Annotated in this window: 23 protein-coding genes; 15 read left to right on the forward strand and 8 right to left on the reverse strand. The window is 70.1% G+C overall.

The genetic code is table 11. From position 1 onward, the window contains the following. The first annotated feature begins 97 nt into the window (after positions 1-97). Positions 98-1,363, forward strand: coding sequence for an MFS transporter (locus tag DNK54_RS12790; RefSeq protein WP_204164579.1), 1,266 nt, complete (start codon positions 98-100; stop codon positions 1,361-1,363). 91 nt (positions 1,364-1,454) lie between these two features. Here the strand turns inward: DNK54_RS12790 and DNK54_RS12795 are convergent, their stop codons facing one another. Further along, positions 1,455-3,479, reverse strand: coding sequence for an NADPH-dependent 2,4-dienoyl-CoA reductase (locus DNK54_RS12795; RefSeq protein ID WP_110207347.1), 2,025 nt, complete (start codon positions 3,477-3,479; stop codon positions 1,455-1,457). A gap of 61 nt (positions 3,480-3,540) precedes the next feature. Then, positions 3,541-4,101, reverse strand: a complete 561-nt coding sequence (locus DNK54_RS12800; RefSeq protein ID WP_110207348.1) for a PadR family transcriptional regulator — start codon at positions 4,099-4,101, stop codon at positions 3,541-3,543. 125 nt (positions 4,102-4,226) lie between these two features. Here DNK54_RS12800 and DNK54_RS12805 point away from each other — a divergent pair, with 125 nt between their 5' ends. From DNK54_RS12805 to pssA, 3 genes are all read left to right on the forward strand, one after another. Then, on the forward strand, positions 4,227-5,384 hold the full coding sequence (locus DNK54_RS12805; RefSeq protein WP_110207521.1) for a CaiB/BaiF CoA transferase family protein: 1,158 nt from the start codon (positions 4,227-4,229) through the stop codon (positions 5,382-5,384). A 220-nt stretch (positions 5,385-5,604) separates the two neighbouring features. Further along, positions 5,605-6,279, forward strand: a complete 675-nt coding sequence (locus tag DNK54_RS12810) for a phosphatidylserine decarboxylase (RefSeq protein WP_110207349.1) — start codon at positions 5,605-5,607, stop codon at positions 6,277-6,279. A 2-nt stretch (positions 6,280-6,281) separates the two neighbouring features. Continuing rightward, a complete protein-coding gene (pssA, locus tag DNK54_RS12815) occupies positions 6,282-7,208 on the forward strand; it encodes a CDP-diacylglycerol--serine O-phosphatidyltransferase (protein ID WP_204164580.1) in 927 nt (308 codons plus the stop codon). Positions 7,209-7,218: 10 nt separating this feature from the next. On the opposite strand, the gene DNK54_RS12820 is transcribed toward pssA, so the two are convergent. From DNK54_RS12820 to DNK54_RS12830, 3 genes are read right to left on the reverse strand one after another with little or no spacing between them, the layout of a single operon-like run. Further along, the gene (locus DNK54_RS12820; RefSeq protein WP_110207351.1) at positions 7,219-8,076 is read right to left on the reverse strand and encodes a M23 family metallopeptidase; all 858 of its coding nucleotides are present in this window, start codon (positions 8,074-8,076) and stop codon (positions 7,219-7,221) included. Continuing rightward, the gene (locus DNK54_RS12825; RefSeq protein ID WP_110207352.1) at positions 8,073-8,618 is read right to left on the reverse strand and encodes an ArsR/SmtB family transcription factor; all 546 of its coding nucleotides are present in this window, start codon (positions 8,616-8,618) and stop codon (positions 8,073-8,075) included. Before DNK54_RS12825 ends, DNK54_RS12820 begins: the two co-directional genes overlap by 4 nt. Positions 8,619-8,654: 36 nt before the next feature. Beyond that, positions 8,655-9,842, reverse strand: coding sequence for a PucR family transcriptional regulator (locus tag DNK54_RS12830; RefSeq protein WP_110207353.1), 1,188 nt, complete (start codon positions 9,840-9,842; stop codon positions 8,655-8,657). A 106-nt stretch (positions 9,843-9,948) separates the two neighbouring features. Here DNK54_RS12830 and DNK54_RS12835 point away from each other — a divergent pair, with 106 nt between their 5' ends. The 6 genes from DNK54_RS12835 (at position 9,949) to DNK54_RS12860 (ending at position 16,143) form a co-directional block, all read left to right on the forward strand. Beyond that, positions 9,949-11,097, forward strand: a complete 1,149-nt coding sequence (locus tag DNK54_RS12835; protein ID WP_110207354.1) for a ferredoxin reductase — start codon at positions 9,949-9,951, stop codon at positions 11,095-11,097. Between the two features lie 29 nt (positions 11,098-11,126). Beyond that, on the forward strand, positions 11,127-12,374 hold the full coding sequence (locus DNK54_RS12840) for a fatty acid desaturase family protein (RefSeq protein WP_110207355.1): 1,248 nt from the start codon (positions 11,127-11,129) through the stop codon (positions 12,372-12,374). A gap of 179 nt (positions 12,375-12,553) precedes the next feature. After that, a complete protein-coding gene (locus DNK54_RS12845; RefSeq protein ID WP_110207356.1) occupies positions 12,554-13,651 on the forward strand; it encodes a FecCD family ABC transporter permease in 1,098 nt (365 codons plus the stop codon). A gap of 16 nt (positions 13,652-13,667) precedes the next feature. After that, complete coding sequence (locus DNK54_RS12850; RefSeq protein WP_239460069.1) at positions 13,668-14,654, forward strand: ABC transporter substrate-binding protein; 987 nt, start codon at positions 13,668-13,670, stop codon at positions 14,652-14,654. Next, positions 14,651-15,427, forward strand: coding sequence for an ABC transporter ATP-binding protein (locus tag DNK54_RS12855; protein WP_110207357.1), 777 nt, complete (start codon positions 14,651-14,653; stop codon positions 15,425-15,427). Before DNK54_RS12850 ends, DNK54_RS12855 begins: the two co-directional genes overlap by 4 nt. After that, positions 15,424-16,143, forward strand: coding sequence for a class I SAM-dependent methyltransferase (locus DNK54_RS12860; RefSeq protein WP_110207358.1), 720 nt, complete (start codon positions 15,424-15,426; stop codon positions 16,141-16,143). Before DNK54_RS12855 ends, DNK54_RS12860 begins: the two co-directional genes overlap by 4 nt. Here DNK54_RS12860 and DNK54_RS12865 read toward each other — a convergent pair. Together DNK54_RS12865 and DNK54_RS12870 are read right to left on the reverse strand one after the other, a co-directional pair. After that, entirely contained in the window at positions 16,133-16,771 is a 639-nt protein-coding gene (locus tag DNK54_RS12865; protein WP_110207359.1) for a hypothetical protein, read from the reverse strand. The genes DNK54_RS12860 and DNK54_RS12865 overlap by 11 nt on opposite strands. Then, entirely contained in the window at positions 16,771-17,607 is an 837-nt protein-coding gene (locus DNK54_RS12870; protein WP_110207360.1) for a hypothetical protein, read from the reverse strand. Before DNK54_RS12870 ends, DNK54_RS12865 begins: the two co-directional genes overlap by 1 nt. 106 nt (positions 17,608-17,713) lie before the next feature. Between DNK54_RS12870 and DNK54_RS12875 the strand changes: the two genes are divergently transcribed. Then, complete coding sequence (locus DNK54_RS12875; RefSeq protein WP_162602443.1) at positions 17,714-18,670, forward strand: bile acid:sodium symporter family protein; 957 nt, start codon at positions 17,714-17,716, stop codon at positions 18,668-18,670. A 136-nt stretch (positions 18,671-18,806) separates the two neighbouring features. On the opposite strand, the gene DNK54_RS12880 is transcribed toward DNK54_RS12875, so the two are convergent. Next, positions 18,807-19,295 (reverse strand): MarR family winged helix-turn-helix transcriptional regulator, encoded by a 489-nt coding sequence (locus tag DNK54_RS12880; RefSeq protein WP_110207362.1) that lies wholly within the window; start codon positions 19,293-19,295, stop codon positions 18,807-18,809. A gap of 23 nt (positions 19,296-19,318) precedes the next feature. On the opposite strand from DNK54_RS12880, the gene DNK54_RS12885 reads away from it, so the two are divergent. From DNK54_RS12885 to DNK54_RS12900, 4 genes are all read left to right on the forward strand, one after another. Further along, a complete protein-coding gene (locus tag DNK54_RS12885) occupies positions 19,319-21,604 on the forward strand; it encodes an arylsulfatase (protein ID WP_239460070.1) in 2,286 nt (761 codons plus the stop codon). Positions 21,605-21,803: 199 nt separating this feature from the next. After that, positions 21,804-22,361: an RNA polymerase sigma factor gene (locus DNK54_RS12890; protein WP_239460071.1), complete on the forward strand. Its 558-nt coding sequence runs from the start codon at positions 21,804-21,806 to the stop codon at positions 22,359-22,361. Between the two features lie 4 nt (positions 22,362-22,365). Continuing rightward, positions 22,366-23,262 carry a hypothetical protein gene (locus DNK54_RS12895; RefSeq protein WP_110207364.1) on the forward strand — a complete coding sequence of 299 codons (897 nt, stop codon included), beginning with the start codon at positions 22,366-22,368 and terminating at the stop codon, positions 23,260-23,262. Positions 23,263-23,336: 74 nt separating this feature from the next. Then, positions 23,337-24,794, forward strand: coding sequence for a flavin-containing monooxygenase (locus DNK54_RS12900; protein ID WP_110207365.1), 1,458 nt, complete (start codon positions 23,337-23,339; stop codon positions 24,792-24,794). The last annotated feature ends 280 nt before the right edge of the window (positions 24,795-25,074 follow it).

Genomic DNA, 25,074 nt, shown 5'->3' on the forward strand with positions numbered 1-25,074 from the left:
CTCTCAACCGAGGCGCCGAGTGCGGAATCGAGGCCGATGCCGACTAGGGCGTCTGCCGGATTGGGGTGCGCTGAGTCGAGCGTGACACCATCCCCGCGTGGGTCTGAGGGACGCGCTGGCCGACACCACGCCGCTGCGCAACGAGCACTTCGCTCGGCTCTGGCGCGCCAACATCCTCACCGTGATCGGTGCGCAGCTGACGGTGGTTGCCGTGCCGGCCCAGATCTACGCGATCACCGACTCCTCGGCGTACGTCGGGTTGACCGGCATCTTCGGCCTGGTGCCACTGGTCGTGTTCGGGCTCTGGGGTGGGGCGCTGGCGGACGCCGTGGATCGCCGCTCCCTCCTGTTGATCACCACGGCCGGGCTGATCGGGACGAGTGCGCTCTTCTGGCTGCAGGCGGCGCTCGGCAACTCCGACGTATGGCTGCTGCTTGCCCTCTTCGCGGTGCAGCAGGCCTTCTTCGCGGTGAACCAGCCGACCCGCAGCGCGGTGCTGCCCAAGATCCTGCCGACCGCCCAGCTGCCCGCGGCGAACTCGCTCAACATGACCGTCTTCATGGCGGGAGCGATCGCGGGTCCGATGGTCGGCGGGGCGCTGATCCCGGTGCTCGGCTTCTCCTGGCTCTACCTGGCCGACACGATCACGCTCTTCGCGACCCTCGGCGCCGTGCTACGCCTGCCGGCGCTTCCGGTCGAGGGGGTCACCCGTACGCCGGGACTCGCCTCCGTGGTGGACGGCTTCCGCTATCTGCGGATGCACCCGGTGCTGATGGTCTCGTTCGTGGTCGACATCATCGCGATGGTCTTCGGCATGCCGCGCGCCCTCTTCCCGGAGATGGCGCACGAGTCCTTCGGCGGCGCGACCGAGGGCGGCCTCGCGTTCGCGTTGCTCTTCGCGGCGATCCCTGCGGGGGCCGTCCTCGGCGGGGTCTTCTCCGGTTGGGTCTCGCGGATCGACCGGCAGGGGCTCGCTGTCGTCGCGGCGATCGTGGCGTGGGGAGTGGCGATCGCGGGCTTCGGGCTCGCGGTAGGTCTGGCCGGTGGCACCGTCGGCGTCGCGCTGGCGGCAGCCGTGGTCATGTTGATGGCCGCCGGTGCCGCCGACATGGTCTCGGCGGCCTTCCGGCAGAGCATGCTGCAAGGCGCGGCCAGCGACGAGGTGCGCGGGCGGCTGCAAGGCATCTTCATCGTGGTGGTGGCCGGGGGGCCCCGCATCGCCGACGTGCTGCATGGCGGGGTCGCGTCGCTCACCGGAGCACCCGCCGCTGCCGGCTACGGCGGGGTGCTCGTGGTGGTGCTCGTCCTGGCGGTCGCGGCGCTGGTGCCCGCGTTCGTCAGGTTCCGGCTCTCCCAACTCTGACGAGACGCCAGCTTCAGCCCGTTGAGACGCCAGCTTCAGTGCGTTGAGACGCCAGTTTCAGCCGGATCGCCGGTGCTGGCCTTCGGGTTCGTCAGAGCGCGGCGGCGAGCTTCGTGCCCTGGGCGATGGCGCGCTTGGCGTCCAGCTCCGCCGCCACGTCGGCACCCCCGATGAGGTGGACCCCGTGGCCGGAGCCCATCCGGGTGTCGGTGGAGGCGAGCAGCTCGTCGTAGACCTCGCGCACCGGCTCCTGTCCGGCGCAGACCACGATCGTGTCGACGGCCAGCACGCGCGAGACGCCGTCGACGGTGAGGTGCAGGCCGGCGTCGTCGATCCGGTCGTAGCGGACGCCGGAGATCTGCTGCACGCCGCTGTCCTTGAGCACCGCGCGATGTGCCCAGCCGGAGGTCTTGCCGAGTCCGATGCCGATCGGGGTGGTCTTGCGCTGCAGCAGGTAGACCTCGCGGACCGTCGGGCGCGGCGTCTTCGCGACCAGGCCGCCGACCTCGTCGCCGGTGCCCACGCCCCAGTGGGCGTACCAGTCGCCGATCTTCTCGCCGGCGTCATGCGTCAGGTAGTGCGCCACGTCGACCCCGACGCCACCGGCACCGATCACCGCGACGCGCTCGCCGGCGGTGACGCGCCCGCTCAGCAGGTCGGCGTACGAGACGACGCTGGGGTGGTCGGCGCCGGGGATGGTGAGGTCGCGGCCCTGCACGCCCGTCGCCACGACGACCTCGTCGTACGACGAGAGGTCGGTGGCGACCACCCGGGTGTTCAGCCGTACGTCGACGCCTACGACCTCGAGTCGCCGTGTCCAGTAGCGCACCGACTCCCGGAAGTCCTCCTTGCCGGGGATCTCCATCGCGTGGCGGAACTGGCCGCCGATGGCGTCGCCCGCTTCGAAGAGGGTCACCGCGAGACCCCGTTCGGCAGCCGAGATGGCGGCCGAGAGCCCGGCGGGCCCAGCTCCGACGACGGCGACCGTTGCCTTGCGCCGGGTCGGGGTGAGCACCAGCTGGGTCTCGTGACAGGCGCGCGGGTTGAGCAGGCAGCTGGCAGTGCGGTTGCGGAAGGTGTGGTCGAGGCAGGCCTGGTTGCAGGCGATGCAGGTGTTGATCTCGTCAGCCCGCCCCTCAGCCGCCTTGTTGACGAACTCCGCGTCGGCCAGGAACGGGCGGGCCATCGAGACCAGGTCGGCCTTGCCGGTGGCGATGATCTCCTCCGCCTGACCGGGGGAGTTGATCCGGTTCGACGCTGCCACAGGGACAGAGACGACCCCCTTGAGTCGCTCCGTCCAGGGCAGCCACGCGCCCTGGGGGACCTGGGTGATGATCGTGGGCACGCGCGCCTCGTGCCACCCGATGCCGGTGTTGAACATCGTCACGCCGGCGGCCTCCAGGCGCCGGGCGAGCTCGGCGATCTCCTCCCAGGTCTGGCCGTCCTCGACCAGGTCGAGCAAGGAGATGCGGTAGATGATCGGGAAGTCCGGCCCCACCTGGGCCCGGGCACGCTTGACCACCTCGACCGGGAAACGCATCCGCTTCTCCGCGCTGCCGCCCCATTCGTCGGTGCGGTCGTTCGTACGCCGCGCCAGCATCTGGTTGATGAAGTAGCCCTCCGAGCCCATCACCTCCACGGCGTCGTACCCGGCCTTGCGGGCGAGCTCGATGCTGCGGGCGAAGTCGTCGGCGGTGGCGTCGATCTCCTTGGCGCTCAGCCGCTTGGGCTTGAACGGCGTGATGGGGGACTTGATGTCGGAGGCGCCGGCGTTGAACGGGCTGTAGCCGTAGCGGCCGGCGTGGATCACCTGCAGGGCGATCGCGCCGCCCGCGTCGTGCACGGCGTCGGTGATGACCCGGTGGCGCATCGCGTCGAGGCGGGTGCGCATCTCGCCGGCGAAGGGCTTGAGCCAGCCGCGTCGGTTGACCGCGTAGCCGCCGGTGATGATCAGGCCGACACCTCCGCGCGCCCGCTCGGCGAAGAAGGCCGCGAGCCGCGGGAAATGCCAGGTGTGGTCCTCCAGCCCGGTGTGCATCGATCCCATGACGACCCGGTTGCGCAGGGTCAGGTCGCCGAGCTGGATCGGCTCCAGGAGGTGCGGGTAGTCGGTCATCGGGTGGTCTCCGATCGGCGGGGAGTGGGGGAGGTCGTGACGTCGGGAAGGCGAGGGATCGTCATCTCGTCGGGAGGCCCTTGCCGGTTCGCCCGAAGGCGGCGAGGTACTCCGAGAGCCAGCTGACCCAGTACTCCTCCAGCAGGATCCCGCCGCGGAGCACCAGGTAGTGGTCGAGGTCGGCGCCGGCCAGGGCCGACGGTTCGGGGTAGTCGCGCTCGCACATCCGGAGGTAGTGGTCGCGCCGGGTCACGTGGTCGGCCAGGTGCGCAGCCACGTCATCGAGCCGGGCCTCGCGGTCGTCGCCCAGCCAAGCGCCGCGCAGCTTCACGGCGAGATCGCTGCGCTGCGGGGCCGGTGGGGTGGGCTCGGCGAGCCAGCGCCGCAGCTCCTCGTGGCCGACCGGGGTGACGTCGTACACGAGCTTCGCGGGGCGCTTGGGTTGGGCGATCTCCTCGCTGGAGAGCCAGCCGTCGGCCTCCATGCGCTTGAGCGTGCGATAGATCTGTTGGTGGCTCGCCTGCCAGAAGAAGCCGATCGAGGCATCGAACCGGCGGGTGAGCTCGAGCCCGGAGGCGGCACGCTCGGCGAGCGAGACGAGGAGTGCGTGTTCCAGGGCCATGGGGCCAGCCTGACCTACCTATGCAACTAGTTGCAATGGGTGGTGAGCGGCATCACGTCTCGCCGGTCGAGCGAAATCGGGAGCGTGCTGTCGACGCTGACAGCGGCTCTGTCATGATGCGCAGCATGACGTTCGAACTTGGTCAGGGAACCGGCCCGCTGCGGGGCGTGAAGGTCGTGGAGATCGCCGGCATCGGCCCGAGCCCGCACGCCTGCATGATGCTGGCCGACCTGGGCGCCGACGTGATCCGGATCGAGCGGCCGGGCGGACAGATGCTCACGGGCGGCAGCCACGACCTGCTCAACCGGGGTCGTCCGAGCGTCGCGCTCAACCTCAAGGACCCGGCCGCCGTGGAGACGGTGCTCACCCTGATCGAGGACGCGGACGTGCTCGTCGAGGGCATGCGCCCCGGCGTCACCGAGCGGATGGGGCTGGGGCCTGACGTCTGCGCCGAGCGGAACCCGCGCCTCGTCTACGCGCGGATGACCGGCTGGGGCCAGACGGGCCCCTTCGCCCAGGTGGCAGGCCACGACATGAACTACATCGCCATCACCGGCACCCTGCACGGACTCGGGCAGGTCAAGGAGAAGCCGCAGTTTCCCGGCAACCTGGTCGGCGACTTCGGCGGCGGCTCCACCTATCTCGTCATCGGCATCCTCGCCGCGCTGCTCGAGGCCAAGGTCTCCGGGCAGGGGCAGGTGGTCGACGCCGCCATCGTCGATGGCACCGCCTCGCTCAACGCGATGACCGCCGCCTTCCTCGCCGGCGGCGGTTTCAACGAGCAGCGCGCCAGCAACCTGCTCGACGGAGGGACGCCGTACTACGACATCTACGAGACCTCCGACGGCGAGCACATGTCGGTCGGTGCCCTCGAGCCGCAGTTCTACGAGGTCTTCGTCGAGCTGCTCGGCATCAAGGAGAGCGCCCCGGACCGTTACGACCCGGCCAGCTACGCCGCGCTCGCCGATCTCATCGCGTCGACGTTCAAGACCAAGACGCAGGCGGAGTGGGTCGAGATCTTCGAGGGCACCGACGCCTGCGTGGCCGGGATCATCCCGATCAGCAAGGCCGTCGATCACCCGCACATGAAGGCGCGCGAGGTCTTCATCGAGCACCACGGCGTCGTCCAGCCGCAGCCGGCCCCGCGCTTCTCGCGCACCGGTGCGACGCTCTCCCACCCGCCTGCGCCCGGTGCCGGCGCCCATACCCGGGAGGCGCTCGCCGCCTGGGGCATCGCCGACGTCGACGTGCTGATCGACTCCGGCGCCGCCGTACAGATCTGATCTCCTCGCAGCGTCCTGCCGTCCGGTGGTCGGAACGACCAGGAGGTAGGACGCTGCGCGGGAGGTCCTGCGAGGAGGTCGCTGGAGTAGCCGCCAGGCAGGACGTCCCACGGGGTACGGCGCCGAGCCAGCTCGCGGACGTTTCCCGGCGAGGCGCCGGCGGACGGTAGGTTGTCGCTGGATTCGGGGCACCTGGCCCTGTCTGTCGTGAGGAGCCGGAGTGCCGGGCAAGACCACCATCGACCGCGAGGCAGTGCTGCCTGCCGTGATCGGGGCCGTCCCCAGCGCGATCGCCCTGCTCGCCGGACGGCGGCGTACGGCGGCACTGCTGGCGGCACTCCCGGTCGGCCTGGTCGCCTTCTTCCGGGACCCCCACCGGAGCGTCGACGAGAGGCCGGTCGACGAGGACACCGTGCTCTCGCCCGCCGACGGCAAGGTGATGCACGCCGGCCCAGGGCAGCCGGAGGTCGCTCCCGAGGGCGACTGGCAGCAGATCAGCATTTTTCTCTCGGTCTTCGACGTGCACATCAACCGGGCTCCGTACGGGGGCACCGTGGAGTCGGTGGAATACCGACCGGGCCGTTGGCTGGCGGCCTACAAGTTCGAGAGCGCCTTCGAGAACGAGCGCAGCGAGATCACGATGACCCGGACCGTGCGCGGCGAGCAGCGGCGCTACATCTTCCGGCAGATCGTCGGCCTGGTGGCCCGGCGGGTGGTCACCCGGATCAAGGCCGGCGACGAGCTCGCCAGCGGCGAGCGGATCGGCCTGATGAAGTTCGGCTCCCGGATGGACATCTTCCTTCCGCCCGAGGTCGAGCTGTCCGTGCGCGAAGGTGATCGGGTGGTGGCCGGCGAGACCGTGCTCGGTCGCTGGCCCGGGGCCGGACAGAGCTGAGCGTGAGCGCCCCGACCCGTCGGCGCCGCTTCGCCAGGTGGCGCCTGGAGTCCCACTCCGGCGCCGAGGTCGTCTCGCTGCGCCAGCTGAGCGCCCGTGAGCAGCTGCGGGTGACCGCGCCGAGCCTCTTCACCACCGCCAACATGGCGTGCGGCTTCTCCTCGGTCCTGCTGGCCACGAACGGGCACTTCCAGTTCGCCGCCGTGCTCATCGCCGTGGCGATCATCATGGACATCGCCGACGGCGCCGTAGCTCGGCTGGTGGGCGCGACCTCCCCGTTCGGAGTCCAGCTCGACTCCCTGGCCGACCTGGTCTCCTTCGGCCTGGCGCCCGCTTTCCTGGTCTATACCTGGGTGTTGCCGGAGTGGCCGGTCGTGGCGTGGGTCGCGGCGTTCCTCTGGCTCGCCTGCGCGGGCTTCCGGCTCGCGCGCTTCAACTTCACCATCGATCCGACCGACGACAAGCGCTACTTCATCGGGCTGCCCTCTCCGGCCGCCGCCGCGGTCGTGATGGCGACCGTCTTCGCGCTCGACAGCCCCGACGTCGCCGGGCCGGACGTGCGGGTCGGGCCCGCGATCCTGATCCCGGTGCTGATCAGCCTGGTCCCGGCGTGGCTCATGGTCAGCACCATCCGGTTCCGCTCCTTCCGCGACCTGATCACGCCACGGACCCGGGAGGCCCGGGTGATCACCGCGCTCACCGGGCTGGCGGTGCTGCTCGGGCTGGTGCTCGTCCCAGCGGGTACGGCGCTCGTCGTCGCCTATGTCTATGTGCTGACCGCGCCGCTGGGGGTCCTGACCGCTCCGGTCCGGGCCCGCCTGCTCGGGCCGGAGTCGGTCGCGCCGCCGCGGCAGCGCCAGCAGTCCGTCTTCCTGCCGCTTGCGGGGGACGACGACTCGACCGACACGGACGCCGCCGAACTCCACTGAGCCGAGCCGGTCACGACGGCGTGGCCGTAGTGTCCAGGTGTTCTTGGTTGGCCGGTACGCCGTCGATCGACTCAGCCCGATCGCCCACGCGGATCGCGGCAAAGGAGATGGGCAGACCCTGCCCGGTCCACGGGGAGGCGCGATCCATGAGCTGGGCATGCACGTGCGGCTCGCTGCTGTTGCCGGAGTTGCCGCAACGACCGATCATCTCGCCGGCTCGGACCCGGTCGCCGACGCGGACCGTCACGGATTGGCGCTGCAGGTGAGCAGTGGCCGCGAAGGCGCCGTCCTCCGTCTCCATCACCACGTGGTTGCCGAGGATGAAGCGGGGGCCGCCGATCTCGCGGACCACACCCTCAAGCATCATCAGCGCGATGCCGAGCAGGTTGGAGCGCGCCCGGTGGTCGCGCAGACCGGCGACGACCCGCACGACGACCCCGTCGACCATCGCATACACCGGCTCCCCGAAGCCCGGGTAGGCGTCGGATCGGCGCAGAGCCGTCCCGCCGAACTGGGGTCGCTCCCGGTCGACCGGGTCGTGGCAGAGATCGATCGCATAGGCCTGCCCATAGGCGCGCACGCCGTGGCTCGGCACCTTCGTGGCCGGACTGTTGAGCGCTAGCCATCTGCCCCGCACCGGTGGTAGGACGAGGCGGGGTTGGTGCTTCGGGAGCAGCCGAGGGCCGATCAGCGTGAGAGCGACGCAGGCCACGGCGACGCCGAGGGCGACGGCCACGGCGACCCTGGCGATTGCCGCGATGTCGCCGCCCAGGTGGTGACCGACGACGGCGTATCCGATCAGGACGGTCGCGGCGACGTAGTAGAGCGGTCCCCGGCAGCGGTAGGCCGAGAGCAGGGCGTGCTTCATCGAGCGGCTCCGCTGAGGCACGCCAGCAGCGGTACGACGCGGGCCGGCGGCACGTCGTAGCTCCCGCGGCCGGTCTGGTGCAGCCATCCGGCGGCGAGGAGCTGTCGGAGGTGGTGATGCAGTTGCCCGGTGGTGCCCAGCGAATCCATCTCGGAGAGCCGCGCAGTGGCGCGGGTGCCGGAGAGGACGTGGCGCAGGAGTTCGAGGCGAACCGGGTGGCCCAGAGCGGCGAATGCGGCTGCGCGATCCCCCCAGTCCGAGTCGAGGAGGCCAGCGGTCCCGGTTGCCTGCTGCCACGACACCGGCTCGCCGGTCGGGAGCGTCAATTGGCCGACCAGCAGCACCGCGCCGTCGACGGTCGCCGGGTGATCTGGAAGCCGGACCGTCAGCCCGTTGAGGGCCCAGAACGCATCGTCGTCCCGGTGTACGGCGGGCCCGGCGGGTGCCGCGGGACGGGAGGTGGTCGCGGCTGCTTCCAGGGCGTCGACCCGGTCGCCGAGCAGCCGGAGTCCGTCGCGGAGCTCGTCCAGTTCACTAGCCACGCATCTACGTTAAAACGTAGTTACGCACTTTCCAAGTCAGTGGGGCTCGGTGCCGAGTGCCAGGGCGATGGTCGCCTCCGCGACGAACTGCGGGTCGGCGAGACGCTCGCCGTACAGCTCGCGCAGGCGGCCGACGCGGTAGCGGATCGTCTGCGGGTGCACGAAGAGGGCGGCGGCGATGTCGTCGCGGCGTCCTTGGTGCAACAGCCAGGCGCGCAGCGTCTCGACCAGCTTCTCCACCGTCGAGGGGCGCAGCCCGGCCATGGGGGCGAGTACTCGGTGACGCAGGTCGGCCAGAGCGTCCGCGTCCGCAGTGACGACGAGGGGGACCAGCAGATCGGCCGAGTCGACCGGTCCGCCTGGCGTGCGCAGTTGCAGGGCCCGTAGTGCCCGGCGGTACGACGACACCGCACCCGCCCAGCTCCGGCTCGGCCCGACGACGGCCTCGCGGTCGGCCAGCGCCTGCACCAGGCTGCGTCGTGCGCGCTCGGACAGGTCGGGCACCAGCAGCACGGCGAGGTCGGACCGGTCCTCCAAGCCGGGCGCCTCGGAGGAGGCGCGCAGGGTGCGGGCGTCGACGAGCGTCCGCACGGTGCCGCTGACCGACTCCGGGGTGAGTACGGCGGTGAGGGTGGCAGGAGGGATCCAGTCCGCCCGTTCGGCCAGGCCGAGGAGGAGCTCCGGGTCGAGACCGGCCAGGATCCCGTCCGCGAGCCGCTCGAGGTGCCGCTCCCGTACGCGACCCGAGGTGGAGAGCTCGTCGGCGTGGCCGGAGACGCTGGCTGCTGAGAGCTGGTCGATGTAGTCGAAGACGAACTCCGCGAACTGGGCCAGCTCCGCGGCGCCCAGCCCCGCCTCGACGGCGGTGACACTCAGCTCGTGCCAGGCAGTGCGGGCGCCCACCCGGTAGGCGGCCGCCAGCGCATCCATCGAACGGCCGCTGCGGGCCTCCCCGCGGCCCAACGCGTAGGCCGCCTCGAAGACCGACTCGACCCGGCTGCCCGGGCCGACGCCGGCACGGGTGGAGGCCATGTCGAGGAACCCGCCCAGCGCCAGCGCCACGGCGGTCTCGATGTTGCGGCCCATCCGGCCGCGGAAAGGCTCGGAGTAGGAGGGCACCTCGCGAATGACCGTGTCGACGACCCGCTCCGCGGCGGTGGCCAGCTCGGCGCGCATCGCGGCGACCACCGGATCCGGCAGCCGCAGGGCCGTCTGCTTCGCCATGCTGTCCTCCTTGTGCCCGATCTTCACTCGTGGCGAACAAAAGAGTACCGGGGATTCACGCGATCAAGGTCATGAGTTCACACCGGCGAACGAGCACCATGGAGACATGAGCACGATCGCACCGTCCGGCGCCCGGTCCCGCGCGGCCGCCCATCGCGGCACCCGCGTCCGCGACGCCCTGGTCCGAGCCGTCGAAGCAGCCACCACTCCGCTGCTGCCCGCGGACTATCTCGACCTCTTCGCCCCGCTCCGCTCCGGTGCGGACCTGCGTGGCCGCATTGTCGCCGTACGCCCGGAGACCGCGGACGCCGCCACGATCGAGATCAAGCCCGGCGCCGACTGGGCCGGCCACGTACCCGGCCAGTACCTGCGGATCGGTGTCGACGTCGACGGTGTTCGCCAGTGGCGCGCGTACTCGCTCACGCACGGCCCCCGCGTCGACGGCCTCATCTCGATCACTGTCAAGGCGGTGCCGGACGGGGTGGTGAGCAACCACCTCGTGCACCAGGCGCGCCCGGGCACGCTGGTCCACCTGGAGCAGGCGACCGGTGACTTCGTGCTGCCGCCGCTCACCGCGGACCGGAAGTTCCTCTTCGTGACCGCCGGCTCCGGCGTCACTCCGGTCATCGGCATGCTGCGCAACCTCTTCCCGGTCACCGACTCCGGCGTGGTCGGCCTCGGCCGCCCGCTCGACATCACCGTCGTGCATGTGGCGCCGAGCGAACCGGACTCGATCTTCATCAGCAACCTCCGCGAGCTGCATGCCGCGGGTGCGATCCACCTCGTTGCCCGCTACGACGACGTGCACGGTGTGCTCGACGTGCAGCGGCTCGAGGAGGTCGTCCCCGACCTCGCCGAGCGGACGACCTACGCCTGTGGCCCGGCTGGCCTGCTCGATGCGTTGGCCGCCCACCACGAAGCCCGCGACCTGGAGCTCTTCACCGAGCAGTTCCGGCCCGCCACGCTGGTCACCGGCGAGGGCGGCACGCTGCACCTGGAGGCGTCCGAGGTGGAGCTCGACCTCGACGGCTCGTCCACGATCCTCGACGCGGCCGAGGCCGCCGGCGTGCTGATGCCCAGCGGCTGCCGGATGGGGATCTGCATGGGCTGCGTCCTGCCGATGCGCGAAGGCGCCGTGCGCGACCTGCGCAACGGCGAGATCACCCGCGCCGTGCCCGGCGAGACCGACCCGGGCGGCGTACCCATCCAGACCTGCATCAGCGCACCTGCCGGTGCCTGCCACCTCTCCCACTGACCGCGCGACCCGCGAGAGAAGGAAGCCTCATGACCACCATCACCAACCAACTGGTCAACCCGACGGCCCACCTGACGCCCGAGGACATCGAGCAGATCGGGATCGAGCTCGACGCCATCCGTCAGGAGGTGCTCGACAGCCGCGGTGAGAGCGACGCCGCCTACATCCGCAAGGTGGTCGACACGCAGCGCAAGCTCGAGCTGGCCAGCCGCGCGGTGCTGCTCTTCAGTGTGCTGCCGCCGGCCTGGATCGTCGGCACCGCCGGCCTGAGCGTCGCCAAGATCCTGGAGAACATGGAGATCGGCCACAACGTCATGCACGGCCAGTGGGACTGGATGCGTGACCCCAAGATCCACTCGACCACGTGGGAGTGGGACAACGCCTCGACCGCCGAGGGCTGGAAGCACTCGCACAACCAGGTGCACCACACCTACACGAACATCGTCGGTAAGGACAACGACCTCGGCTACGGCATCATGCGCGTCGACGAGGACCAGCGCTGGCTGCCGATGCACCTCGGCCAGCCGGTGTGGGCCTTCATCAACGCCTGCTTCTTCGAGTACGGCATCGCGGCCTACGACCTCGAGCTCGGCAAGAACCTGCGGGTCCCCAAGGAGAAGCGCAGCGAGGAGTTCAAGCGCAAGGCCAAGGACACGCTCGCCAAGATCCGCAAGCAGGCCACCAAGGACTACGTCGTACACCCGGCCCTGTCGATCCCGACCGGCTCCTTCGTGCCGACGCTGGCCGCCAACTTCGTGGCCAACCTGGTGCGCAACCTGTGGTCGAACTCGGTGATCATGTGCGGTCACTTCCCCGAGGGGGTGGAGACCTTCGAGAAGAAGTCGATCCCGGAGCAGGAGACCCGCGGAGAGTGGTACCTGCGTCAGATGCTCGGTTCGGCCAACATCTCGGGCTCGCCGGCGATGCACTTGATGACCGGCAACCTGTCGCACCAGATCGAGCACCACCTCTTCCCCGATCTGCCCAGCAACCGCTACGCCGAGGTCGCCCCGAAGGTTCGCGCCCTCTTCGAGAAGTACGACCTCAACTACCACTCCGCGCCGCTGCCGCAGCAGGTCGCGAGTGCCTGGCACAAGGTCTTCCGTCTCTCGCTGCCCAACGGCTGGCTGGCCGAGACCAACGTGAAGAACCTGCCCCAGCAGCTGGGCCTGCTGAAGAAGCTCACCACCGGCGGCCCCAAGGTCCGTCGCGCGTACGACGCCGCCCAGCGCCGCGCCGCCCGTCAGCGCCGCGAGGCGGAGGCTGTCGCCGCCTGACCCACGGGCCCCGCCCCCCTCTCCGGGGGGATCGTCCCTAACAGATTCGTGGTCTCCATCGGGTTTGACCACGAATCTGTTAGGGACGATCGAGATTTCACCGGGGGGAGGGGCGGGGTTCAACCGGCATCGCCTAGGGTTTGTTGTTGCAAGAGGATTGCAATAACGAAGGGTGAGGCATGGCGGTCGAGGCACTCGATGTCGCGACTGCGGCGACCCCGGCCGACCTGGCGCGGCGTACGGCGTGGCGCAGCCGTGCTTGGCTGCTCGGCCTGAGCGGGGCGCTGGCTCTCTCGGTCGTCGCCGGGGTGAGCCTGGGAGCGGTGCGGATCCCGTTCGACGACGTCCTCCGGGTGATCGGTCATCACCTCTTCCTGGTGCCTGAGCAGCGCAGCTGGTCGGCTCCGCGCGACTCCATCATCTGGGAGGTCCGGCTGCCGCGCGTGCTGCTCGCGCTGCTGGTCGGTGCGGGCCTCGCCACCTGCGGCATGGCGTTGCAGGGGATGGTGCGCAACATGCTCGCCGACCCGTTCCTGCTGGGGGTCAACTCGGGTGCCTCGACCGGCGCGGCCGCCGCGATCCTCTTCGGCATCAGCCTGGGCCTCGGGGAGCACGTACTGCCGACCAGCGCCTTCCTCGGAGCGTTGGCGGCGTCGCTGCTCGTGTACGCGATCGCCCGCACGGGCGGCCGGGTCACCTCCGTGCGCCTCCTGCTGGCAGGGGTCACCGTGGGCTATGCCCTGCAGGCGACCACCAGCTTCCTGATCTTCGCCAGCGACTCCGCCGAGGGCGCGCGATCGGTCATGTTCTGGCTCCTGGGCTCGTTGGCGCTCGCGCAGTGGGGCGGACCGCTCGCCGTGGTGGCGGTCGTTGTGCTGGTCACCGTGCTCGTGATCACCGCGACCGGACGGCAGCTCGACGCGCTCGCGATCGGCGACGAGACCGCGCTGACCCTCGGCGTCTCACCGGAGAGGTTCCGCACCGCCCTGCTGGTGTTGGTCGCGCTCTGCATCGGCGTGCTCGTGGCGGCCTCCGGGAGCATCGGCTTCGTCGGTCTGGTGGTGCCGCACCTCGCCCGCCGCGCGGTCGGCAGTGCCCATGTCCGTGCGTTGCCCGTCGCTGCGCTCATGGGCGGCATCCTGCTCATCTGGGCCGACATCGCAGCCCGCACGCTGCTTGCCCCTCAGGAGATCCCGATCGGGATCATCACCTCCCTGCTGGGTGCCCCCTTCCTGCTCGTCCTCGTCCGTCGGCTGCACGCAAGCAGCTCTGTCTGAACCCCGAAGGAATGTCGTGACCCTGCGCCGTACTCCCCTGATCGGTCTCGCCGCCGCAAGCCTGCTCCTCGCGGGGTGCGGCCTTGCGAAGAGTGACGAGGAGAGCTCGGCCCCCGTGGCGGAGAACTTCCCCGTCACGGTCACCAACTGCGGTGCCGAGGTCGCCTTCGACCGGGCTCCGGAGCGGGTGGTGATGCTCAAGAGCGCCGCCGTCCCCTACCTGGCGTCGCTGGGCGTGCTCGACCGGGTGGTCGCGCGCGGCGGTGAGTATCCCCGTGCCTACTACGACGACGAGACATGGGCGGCGCTGGAGAGGATCCCCGCGCTGACCGGCAAGACCGACGCCTCGGGCCACCTGCTGATCTCCAAGGAGGTCGTGATCGACCAGGAGCCCGACCTCGTGCTGGGCGAGGTCGACAACCTCAACCGCGACACCCTCGGTGCGGCGAGGATCCCGCTGCTCGAGGAGCCGGCGATGTGTGCCGAGGGGCTGGCAGAGCCGGGGTACGACGACGTCGCCGACCAGCTGCGCACCTACGGCGAGGTCTTCGACCGACCGGAGCAGGCGGCTGCCGCCGTCGCGAAGCTCGAGAAGCAGGTGGCCGACCTCAGCGCCTCCCCGGAGAAGAAGCGCACCGCAGCGGTGCTCTTCCCGACGGTCGGGGGCGGCGTCACCTATGCCTACGGCACCAAGAGCATGGCCCAGCCGCAGCTCGAGGCCGCCGGCTTCACCAACGTCTTCGAGGACACCGCGGAACGGGTCTTCGAGGTCACCCTCGAGGAGCTCCTGGAGCGCAACCCGGACGTGCTGATCCTGCTGCACAGCACCGACGACCCGGACGCGGTCGCCCAGACCATCACCGACCTTCCAGGGGCAGGGAGCCTGACCGCTGTCCGCAACGACGACGTGATGCCGCTGCTCTTCAACTTCGTCGAGCCGCCCTCGCCGCTCAACGTCCGTGGCCTGGAGCTGATCCGCGAGCGCTTCGGGGACGACGGATGATCACCGCCGAGCGCCTCTCTTACGCGTACGGCGACCGGCAGGTCGTCGATGGCGTGTCACTGACCGCCCGCACCGGCCGGGTGCTGGGGCTGATCGGCCCCAACGGGAGTGGGAAGACGACGCTCCTGCGGATGCTCTACGGGTCGCTGCATCCGACCGCCGGTCGCGTCGCGGTGGAGGGCCGCCCGCTGGCGTCGTGGTCGCGTCGCGAGTTGGCGCGCAAGCTGGCGGTCGTCGTCCAGGAGTCGGGCACGGAGTCGACGCTGACCGTCGCCGAGCAAGTGATGCTCGGGCGGCTGCCGCGGCTCGGCACCTTCCAGCGGACGGGCGCGGCCGATCACGGCATCGTGGTCGATGCGCTCGATCGGGTCGGAGCGACCCACCTGGCCGGGCGACCGTTCACCGCGCTCTCCGGAGGCGAGCGGCAACGAGTGCTGATCGCCCGGGCGCTGGCGCAGGAGGGGGAGTTCCTGCTGCTCGACGAGCCCACCAACCACCTCGACATCCGCTTCCAGCACGAGGTGCTGGACCTGGTGCGCGGCGTGGCGACGAGCGCGCTGGTCGTGCTGCACGACCTCAACCTCGCAGCCCGCTACTGCGACGAGCTGGTGCTGCTCGACCGCGGCCGGGTGGCTGCTGCGGGGACCCCCGACGAGGTGCTCGATCCCGCGCTTCTCGAGCAGGTCTATCGGATCAACGCCAGCCGTGCCGAGCTCGACGGCCACCCCCAGCTTCTCTTCCGTCCTCTCCACCACGCCAGGAGTCACGCATGACCCTCCTTCCCCTGTCACCGGTGCAGGCGAATCTCAACGCCTACTGGAGCGAGCGCGCTCCCGAGTACGACGCCCACCAGCAGCGGCCGGAGCGGTTGCCACGTGACGTCGCGGCCTGGTCGGCGATCTGGCACGAGGCGCTCCCCGAGGCGCCTGCCGACGTGCTGGACCTCGGCACCGGCAGTGGGTTCGTCGCCTTCGTGCACGCGGCACTCGGGCATCGGGTCACCGCGACCGACCTCGCGGAGGGGATGGTCCAGATCGCCCAACGTCGCGCGGCGGAGCTCGGGAACGCGCCGACGTTCCTGATCGGTGACGCGGTCGAACCCGACTTCGCGCCGGCGAGCTTCGACGCGATCACCAACCGCTACGTGATGTGGACGTTGCGAGAGCCGGAGCGCGCGCTCGCCAACTGGCGACGCCTGCTGCGCCCCGGTGGCGTCCTCGCCCTCGTCGACTCGACCTGGTTCCCCGACGGGCTGCAGGCGAACCCGACCCCCGGCTTCGCCCAGCGGTACGACGACCGGGCGCGGGAGGTGCTCCCGCTCGCCGAAGCACGGTCGATCGACGACACGCTCGCTGTGGTCGAGGCCGCTGGCTTCACCGACGTCACCGTCACCCCACTCACCTCGATCCTCGAACTCGACCGTGAGTACGGCGTCGCGCCGGGCCACGACGTGACCTTGCAGTACCTGGTGCGCGGCGTCAGTCGCTGACCGACGTCGACGGCTTGAGCTGCAGGCCGGCGTTGCGGGCCGCCTGCCAGAGCCAGAACATCGCTGCGGCTGCGGCGACCAGTGCGAGGGGAAGCCAGACGTTGCTGGTGAGGACCACCCGGTCGAGGGCGGTCCAGGGGCGTTCGGTGGGGGTGTGCGCGTCGGTAGCGAACCAGATCCCCGCGGCGACCGCGCCGAGGAGGGATGCGGCCCCCGGAAGCAGCCAGGGCACCGGATCGTCGCAGCGACGGCGCAGATGGGTGGCCCAGGGCATCAGGCCCATCCAAGCCATCAAGCCGAGTAGGGAAACGGCCCCCAGGAGGTCGCCGTTGAGGTCATGGGGGAACTGCGGGATGCCTCCGTCGCGATAGCCGACGTCCCAGGTCTGCTGGCCGTCGAGAATGGCCAGGCGCAGCATCTCCCAGATCAAGGTGGCCCCGATGCCGATCCCAGCAGCAGTGATCACGGTCGCGACCCCGACCGCGGCCTGGGTCGCGCGCCACGGGCGGCGTCGCGGCTTGAGGAACTCCTCCCAGCGGAATCGGTTGGCGATGCGCAGGGCGATCCGCTCAGAGAGCGGGGTCGGTTCCTCGATGCCCGGCGTCTGGTCGTGGGGGCAGCTGGTCATCAGGACGCTTCTTCCTCGGCGCGGAAGGCCGCTACCGGGTCGAGGTCGGGGATGACGCCGGCACGGAGCCACCGCGCGATCAGGGCCAGGCCGATCAGCGCCAAGCCGGCCGGCAGCCACAGGTCGGAATGGAGCACCGCCTGCTGCGCGAGGTTCCAGTCGTCGGGGTTCGGGCTCACCCAGGCAGTCGAGATCCAGACCGCGCCGGGCACCATCGCGCAGAAGAGGACGCCCCACGTCAGCGAGTGCGGGCGGCGCTCTCTGAGGGCTTGGCGCTGCACGATCACGAGTGCGTAGGAGACCCCGGTGCCGGCGAACGCCGTCCCCGCGATCCAGCTCTCTGCGGAGTCGCTGATGCCGCGGAGGTGCACCAGCTTGGCACCTTCGCCGAGGTAGCCGATGCGGTGAGCGAGGCCGGGGTCGAGGATGCTGAGGCGGAACGGGTCGGCCATGATCGCGAACGAGACTCCGCCCAGCAGGGAGAAGCCGATCAGCAGCGAGAGGCCGATCGTCTGGGCGAGGCGGCCCGGCGGTCCGTCGAACAGCTCGATCTCGTCGCTCTCAGCGATAGGCGCCTGGTCCGGCGGTGTGGTCTGGTCCGCGGTGAGAGGCGAGTCGGCCTGATGGGGGTACGCGGCGTCAACCGGTGCGTGCTCCGAGGTGAGGTGATCCGGGTCCAGCGCCGCGGGAGCCGGGGACGCAGCCGAGTTGCCCGACAGGAGTGGCGACGTCGGGGGCCGGATGGCCGGGTGGGTGAAGAACCGGCGCAGGCGCGGGCGACCCTCGTCTGCCGCTGTGGTGGGTGCTGCCTGCGATGGGCGCCGAGACTCGTCCATGAAGGCATCCTGCCGCATCCGTGCATGGACCAACTTGCGATCGCGCCTAGCCGCAGGTCGTCGAATTTGCTTAACTTCGGTTAATCAAATTGCTAGGGGAGGTCGGATGTACGTCGCCGGATCCGACCTCGACGCGCTGCGGCTCACGCTCGGCGAGGGTCCGCAAACCGGTATCAAGATCCTGATCGCGGTCTTCCTCCTCGGAGTCGCGCTCGACACCAAGCTCTCGGACCTGCGCGCCGTGCTGCGGCGTCCCGTGGTGCTGGTGGTCGGCGTGGTGACCCAGTTCGCGCTGCTTCCCGCGCTCACGCTGCTGCTCTGTCGCGCGCTCGACGTGGGCGGTTCGGTGGCGTTGGGGATGCTGCTGGTCGCCTGCTCGCCGGCGGGGAACCTCTCCAACCTGCTCACCCACCGGGCCCACGGTGATGTCGCGCTCTCGATCGCGCTGACCACCTGCTCCAACCTGCTCGCGATCGTGGCCACACCGCTGGCCTTCGGTTTCTGGTCTGCGCGCTACCCGGCCGCCGAGACGTTGCTACGCGACATCCGACTCGACCCAGTCACGATGGGGATCGAGGTGGCGCTGCTGATCGGCGTCCCCTTCGCGCTCGGCGTGGGCGTCGCCTCCCGGCGTCCGGACCTTGCCGCGCGCCTGCGCCGACCCGTGGAGATCGCGGTGTTGGTCGTGCTGCTGCTCGTGATCGCGGGCGGGCTCGCCGCGCGGGGCGGGGTGATCCTCGACCACCTCGACGAGGCGGCGCTACCCGCGATCATCCAGAACGCCGCCGTGCTCATCACCGGGTACGCCGTCGGCCGGCTGCTCGGGTTGCGTGCCTCCGGGGTGCGCGCGATGACCTTCGAGATGGGGGTGCGCAACACGGCGTTGGCCCTGGTGTTGGCGCTGGCCTACTTCGACCAACTCGGCGGAGTCGCCCTGGTCGTCGCCTTCTGGGCGCTGTGGGACGTCTTCACCGGGCTCGCGCTCTCGACCTGGTGGCGGCGCCGCCCGCTCGGGACCGCGTCGGCCACCTCCACGAGCCGGTCGGACCTGCGCGATGCGTGAACTCAGGTGCCCACCTGGCGACCGTAGGGTTCCGGCCGCGTCACGCATGGTGGCGGCGGCACCGCACCGGTCGCACGGTCGTGCGATGGGCCCCGCGCCGCGAGTGGTGCGTACGCCGGCGCGTCAGTCCCGAGGGTCACTGCGGGTTCGGCGGTGCCCAGGTCAGCGGCAGGTGAGGTGCACCGCGCTGCACGAGCGCCTCAAGCCCGCGTCGGGTCGCAGCCGTGTCGGCTGCGCCGATCTGTGCGCCCAGGCTGGCCTCGAACTCCGCATGGAAGGCGCTCGCGCACGCCAGTGCCTCCCGTCCGCGGGCGGTCACGCGCACCGCGCGCACCCGCCGGTCGGTCGCCTCCGCACGCTCGAGATAGCCAGCCTTGAGCATCGGGTCGATCGCCTTCAGCGCCCCCGGGCTACTCAGCCCGATCCGCTCCGCCAGGTCGCGCAGGCTCAACGCCTCGTCGCCCAGGGTGCGCAGCACCCAGCCGTTGCGCACCGAGAAGTCGGCGAAGCCGGCATCGGCGAGCCGCTGGTGCAGGGCGTCCACGAAGACCACGCCCGCCAGGCTCAACAGCACCCCGAAGTCGGTCGGCGCGCCCTCCGCCTCACCCGTCGTCCCGCCACTCACCCCAGCATCGTAGGAGCCCGACCGTGAGCGATCACCCCACCACCGGACCTGTCATCGGTCGCACCACGGCCGAGTCGACGCCGTACCACCCGCCGCGGGAGCGGCCCGCAGGCAAGCCGAACGTGCTGGTGGTGTTGCTCGACGACGTCGGCTTCGGCCAGCTCGGACCGTTCGGCGGCGAGATCGAGACGCCCAACATCGACCGGTTGGCAGGAGCTGGGCTGCGTTACAACAGGTTCCACGTCACGGCGATGTGTTCGCCCACGCGCGCCGCGCTGCTCACCGGGCGCAACTCGCACTCGGTGGGAGTCGGCTTCCTGGCGGATATGCCCAGTGGCTATCCCGGTTACAGCGGGCGGATCCCGGCCTCGGCAGCCACGGTGCCGCGCATCCTGCGCGACGCCGGGTGGAACACGATGGCGCTCGGCAAGTGGCACCTCACGCCACGTAACGACCGCACCGCCGCTGGCCCCTTCGAGACCTGGCCGCTGGGCCAAGGATTCGAACGTTGGTATGGCTTCCTCCACGGCGACGCCAACCAATGGACGCCGACGCTCTATCGCGACAACTCGCCGGTGGAGCCGCCAGCCACCCCCGAGCAGGGCTACCACCTGACCGAGGACCTGGTCGACGAGGCGCTGCGCATGATCAAGGACCAGAAGCACGCGGCGCCGGAGAAGCCCTTCTTCTGCTACTTCGCTCCCGGCGTCGGCCACGCGCCGCATCAGGCGCCGCGCGAGTGGATCGAGAAATACGCGGGTCGCTTCGACGACGGCTGGGAGGCGTTGCGCGAACGCACCTTCGCGCGTCAGATCGCACGGGGCGTCGTACCCGAGGGAACTACGTTGCCGCCCCGACCCGACTGGGTGCAGGCGTGGAAGGAGTTGAGCGGGGAGGAGCAGCGCCTCTTCGCGCGGTACGCCGAAGCCCATGCGGGCTTCATCTCTCACTTCGATCACCACCTCGGCAGGTTGTTGGACGGTCTGGAAGAGCTCGGAATCGACGACAACACGATGGTGCTCTTCACCTCCGACAATGGGGCGAGTGCCGAGGGCGGGCGGCTCGGTTCGCTCAACGAGCACCGCTTCGGGTTCGGGGTCGGCGACAACCTCGACGACAATCTGGCCGCGATCGACGACATCGGCGGTTGGCGTGGCTACAACCACTACCCGTGGGGCTGGGCGTGGGCCGGCAACACCCCCTTCCACCTGTGGAAGCGCTACTCCTGGCTCGGCGGGGTGCGGGTGCCGATGATCCTCAAACCGGCCGGCGGGGCCGCGGACCGTGGGGCGGTGCGCGACCAGTGGTGCCACGTGGTCGACGTGGCCGCGACGGTCCTCGACGCGTGCGGTGTCGCGGCGCCCGACCAGGTGGGCGGAGTCGCTCAGCAGGCGATGGCCGGCGCCTCGCTGCTGCCTAGCGTCGCTGACCCGGCTGCCCCGGCGCCGCGAACCACGCAGTATTTCGAGATGCTCGGCTCGCGGTCGATCATCCATGACCGCTGGAAGGCGACCACCGACCACATCTCGGGCGGTGTCGATGACGAGACGATGCTCCCCGGCAGTCGCGACTTCGCCGAGGACCGTTGGGCGCTCTTCGACATGGAGGCCGACTTCTCCGAGGCGCATGACCTCGCCGCCGATCATCCCGAGGTCGTCGCCGACCTCGAAGCCCGCTGGGAGGCCGAAGCCCACGCGCACCAGGTCTTCCCGATGACCGACAGTCTCTATGGGCATCTGCTCGGTTTCGAGCCGCCGCTGTGGCCGATCCCGGACCGGTTGGTCGTCCGACCGGGCGGCAATCCCGTGGTCGACGAGGCCGTCCCTTCGCTCGCCATGGGTGCGTTGCTGGAGGCCGAGGTGACCGTCTCCGAGGCGGGCGCCGAGGGCGTACTCGCCGCGATCGGTGATTGGTCGAACGGGTGGGCGCTCACCGTCATCGACGGCTGCCCGCGTTTTCTGCTCAACGTCACCAGCACGCCGTACGCCGTCACGTCACCGACGCCGCTGTCGCCCGGCCGGCACGTGGTGGGCTTCCGGTTCGCGGGCGGCGAGGGGATCCTGCTCGTCGATGGCGCGGAGGTGGCGCGGGCGCCGTTGGCCCAAGGCATGGGTGCCAGCGGCATCCAGATCGGTGGTGGCGGACTGCGGGTCGGCCACGACGCGGGCTTCCCGGTCTCCGACGCCTACGCCCCGCCGTTCGCCTGGAACGGCGAGCTCCGCAGCGTGACGTTCACCGGAGGGCAGGCGCTCGTCGACCTCGATGCCGCTCGTGCCGAGCAGCTGGCGGCCGCCGTCCGCGCCGAGTAGCCGTCGAGTTCGCGCATATGGCGTGTCGAGTTCGCGCGAAGGGTCCGTTGAGTTCGCGCGAATGGTCGAGGGATCAACATTCAAGCAAAGTGAAGGTGTTGTTTGCGCGAAGTCGGCAGGAGAGGGGAGAAGGTAGGGAACCGGCTCGGCCCAGCGGACATGACCGGGTATGGAGAGCGTGGAGGTCGAGCATCGCGTGGTGCACACGGAAGCTGAACTCGTCGCGGAGTTGCGTGAGGGCGGTTCGTTCGCGCTCGGCGAGCTCTTCGACAGGCACGCGGACCGGGTCTACAACCACTGCTTCCGCCGTACCGGCTCCTGGGATCTCGCCGAGGACGCCACCTCGGCGGTCTTCCTCGAACTGTGGCGAGCCCGCGAACGGGCGCGACTGCACGACGACTCGGCATTGCCCTGGATCCTCGGGATCGCGACCAACGTCTGTCACAACCTGAACCGGAAGCGGCGTAGGCACCTGCGGGCCGTCAGCCGGATCCCCCGTTACGACATCGTCCCGGACCATTCCGACGCTGTCGCGGGTCGACTCGACGACGAACGCCGGATGGCCGGCCTCCTCGAGGCCCTGGACGAGCTGCCGAAGCGCGATCGCGAACTGATCGCCCTGGTCGCCTGGTCCGGCCTCTCCTACGAGCAGGCGGCCGCCTCGCTCGAGATCCCGGTAGGCACGGTGCGGTCGCGGCTCTCGCGCGCCCGTCGTCGCCTCGCCGCCGCCATGACGCCGCAGATCGGCAAGGAGTGAACAGATGAACGAGCATGACCTGCCCGCCGAGCGCCACCTCGACGACCACACCAGGGCCCGGATGCGGGCCGAACTGATCGCCGCCACGGCTCCCGCGGAGGAACGCCGCGCGTCCTGGTTGACCCCGGTCGCCGCCTCGGTGGCGATCCTTGCGGTGGTCGGAGCCGGCGGTGCCTTCATGGCGATGAGTGGGAACGACGATCCCTCCGGCGGTTCCGAGCTCAGCCCGGCGGCGCCCGGGGCGAGCGACGCGGAGACGCCCGCGGAAGGGTCGACCGCTGAGGCGACGCCGCCCGAGAGCGCATCGACCGATGACGTGATCACGCCAGGGGAGACGATCCGCGCGTCGGACGCGAAGAAGATGCTCAGGAACCGTCAACCGATGCCGCCCAGCACCTGTGCGGCCGACGTACCCGAGTTCCTCAAGAAGGCGAGCGAACGCTCCGCGATCGAGTACGACGGCGGGCGGGCCGGCCTGTGGAGCGACGGCGCCACCTGGGTCGTCTGCGACACCTGGGCGGCCGACGTCGACGGGGGAGCCACCACGTTGCTCGGCAACACCGCGCTCACCGCGCCGGTGTCGAAGGAGACCTTCAAGCTCAGCCAGAACTACGCGATGCCCGGCTCCGGCTCGACCGGCGCGGCCAACGCACAGTTGGTGGCGGGCGGGCCCAAGATCCCCGGTGTGACGGCGATCAGTTACGAGTTCCGTGACGGCCATGTCGCCCAGGCCGAGATCACCGATGACATGTGGCTGATGACCTACCTCCCCACGAGCGAGAAGTTCGCCAAGGAGCCGCTCGGCACCGTCACGGTGCGGGTGACCCGCGCGAGTGGCGTGACGTCGTACACCTTGACCGGGCCGGGAGACACCTGCGCCCAGATCAACCACGGCTGCTGAGCGCCCGGGGGCGGTCGGCATCGGGTGCATCACACCCGTAGACCAATTGAATCTTGTTCAGTAGTCTCGTCGGCATGAGCACAGAGCACGTCGACGTCCTGATCATCGGTGCCGGACTCTCCGGGATCGGTGCCGCTGCGAAGCTTGCTACCGAGCACCCTGGACGCTCCTACCTGGTGCTGGAGCGGCGTGAGGCCAGCGGGGGCACCTGGGATCTCTTCCGCTATCCGGGGATCCGATCGGACTCCGACATGTTCACGCTCGGCTACCGCTTCAAGCCGTGGACCGACGACAAGGCGCTCGCCGACGGTGCCTCGATCCTGCGCTACGTGCGGGAGACCGCCGAGGAGTACGGCGTCGACAAGCAGATCCGCTACGGCCAGCATGTGCTCAAGGCGAACTGGGACTCGGCGGCCAAGCGCTGGACGGTCACCGCCGACACCGACCAGGGCCAGCTGACCTACACGTGCAGCTTCCTGTGGAGCTGCAGCGGCTACTACGACTACGACGCGGGCTACACCCCCGAGTTCCCCGGGCGCGAACGCTTCGAGGGTCAGATCGTGCACCCCCAGCACTGGCCCGAGGATCTCGACTACGCCGGCAAGCGCGTCGTCGTGATCGGCTCGGGAGCCACCGCGGTGACCCTCGTGCCCTCGATGCTGAAGGAGCGCGACCCCAGTGCGGCAGCGCACGTGACGATGCTGCAGCGCTCGCCGACATACATCCTGTCGGTCCCCTCGCGGGACCCGCTCGCCAACAGCCTGCGCAAGGTGTTCGGTGAGCAGCGTGCGTACGACGTCACTCGGCTCAAGAACATCGCGCAGGCGAGCGCGCTCTACACGGTCAGCCAGAAGCAGCCGAAGCTGGTGCGGGCCGCGATCCGCAAGATGACCCAGAAGATGCTGCCCGAGGACTATCCGGTCGACGTGCACTTCAAGCCGACCTACGGTCCGTGGGACCAGCGGATGTGCCTCGTGCCCAACGGCGACCTCTTCAAGGTGCTCCGCAAGGGCACCGCGTCGGTCGTCACCGACACCATCGAGACCTTCACCGAGAAGGGCATCCAGCTGACATCGGGCGAGGTGCTCGAGGCCGACATCATCATCACCGCGACCGGGCTCAACCTGTTGGCCTTCGGAGGCATGGAGTTCGCGATCGACGACGAGCTGCTGAGCCTCCCGGAGACGATGGCCTACCGCGCGCTGATGCTCAGCGACGTGCCGAACTTCGCCTACACGATCGGCTACACCAACGCCTCGTGGACCTTGAAGGCCGATCTCGTCGCCGAGTTCGTCTGCCGGGTGCTGGCACACATGGACGCCACGGGCACGCAGGTCGTCACGCCTCCCCGTGACCCGGCGGTGACCGAGGAGCCCTTCATGGACTTCGAGGCCGGCTACGTGCTGCGCTCCATCGACAAGCTGCCCAAGCAGGGGTCGATCGAGCCGTGGAAGCTCAAGCAGAGCTACTTCCACGACGTTCGAGCGATCCGTAAGAGCGACGTGGCCGACGGCGTGCTCCAGTTCAGCTGAGTCTGGCTGCGGCCCGCGTCGGCCAAGCCTTCTTCTGCGGCGGTGTTGTCGATCCTCCGTGTCACAGCACGGGGGGCGACAACACCCCGCGTCGCAGCTCGCCGGTGGTGGGCGACCTCACAGCGGGCCGATGCGTGCTCCGGCGGACGCGTGCCCTACCCTTGAAGGGCTCGGTCCGACCAGTCTTGCCGCGGACCGAATGGCGCGCTCCAGGGCGCGATCCCTCGAATCCGAGGCACTTCCGCACACCACGTGCGATGAGTTGGGTGAGACACCACCA

This window comes from Nocardioides daejeonensis (genome assembly GCF_003194585.1).
Taxonomy (GTDB): domain Bacteria; phylum Actinomycetota; class Actinomycetes; order Propionibacteriales; family Nocardioidaceae; genus Nocardioides; species Nocardioides daejeonensis.

Bases quoted from the DNA above. Each gene is read 5' to 3' on its own strand.
- DNK54_RS12795 (WP_110207347.1), bottom strand. From the start codon at position 3,479: ATGACCGACTACCCGCACCTCCTGGAGCCGATCCAGCTCGGCGACCTG.
- DNK54_RS12800 (WP_110207348.1), bottom strand. From the start codon at position 4,101: ATGGCCCTGGAACACGCACTCCTCGTCTCGCTCGCCGAGCGTGCCGCC.
- DNK54_RS12805 (WP_110207521.1), top strand. From the start codon at position 4,227: ATGACGTTCGAACTTGGTCAGGGAACCGGCCCGCTGCGGGGCGTGAAG.
- DNK54_RS12820 (WP_110207351.1), bottom strand. From the start codon at position 8,076: ATGAAGCACGCCCTGCTCTCGGCCTACCGCTGCCGGGGACCGCTCTAC.
- DNK54_RS12830 (WP_110207353.1), bottom strand. From the start codon at position 9,842: ATGGCGAAGCAGACGGCCCTGCGGCTGCCGGATCCGGTGGTCGCCGCG.
- DNK54_RS12835 (WP_110207354.1), top strand. From the start codon at position 9,949: ATGAGCACGATCGCACCGTCCGGCGCCCGGTCCCGCGCGGCCGCCCAT.
- DNK54_RS12840 (WP_110207355.1), top strand. From the start codon at position 11,127: ATGACCACCATCACCAACCAACTGGTCAACCCGACGGCCCACCTGACG.
- DNK54_RS12845 (WP_110207356.1), top strand. From the start codon at position 12,554: ATGGCGGTCGAGGCACTCGATGTCGCGACTGCGGCGACCCCGGCCGAC.
- DNK54_RS12855 (WP_110207357.1), top strand. From the start codon at position 14,651: ATGATCACCGCCGAGCGCCTCTCTTACGCGTACGGCGACCGGCAGGTC.
- DNK54_RS12860 (WP_110207358.1), top strand. From the start codon at position 15,424: ATGACCCTCCTTCCCCTGTCACCGGTGCAGGCGAATCTCAACGCCTAC.
- DNK54_RS12865 (WP_110207359.1), bottom strand. From the start codon at position 16,771: ATGACCAGCTGCCCCCACGACCAGACGCCGGGCATCGAGGAACCGACC.
- DNK54_RS12870 (WP_110207360.1), bottom strand. From the start codon at position 17,607: ATGGACGAGTCTCGGCGCCCATCGCAGGCAGCACCCACCACAGCGGCA.
- DNK54_RS12875 (WP_162602443.1), top strand. From the start codon at position 17,714: ATGTACGTCGCCGGATCCGACCTCGACGCGCTGCGGCTCACGCTCGGC.
- DNK54_RS12895 (WP_110207364.1), top strand. From the start codon at position 22,366: ATGAACGAGCATGACCTGCCCGCCGAGCGCCACCTCGACGACCACACC.
- DNK54_RS12900 (WP_110207365.1), top strand. From the start codon at position 23,337: ATGAGCACAGAGCACGTCGACGTCCTGATCATCGGTGCCGGACTCTCC.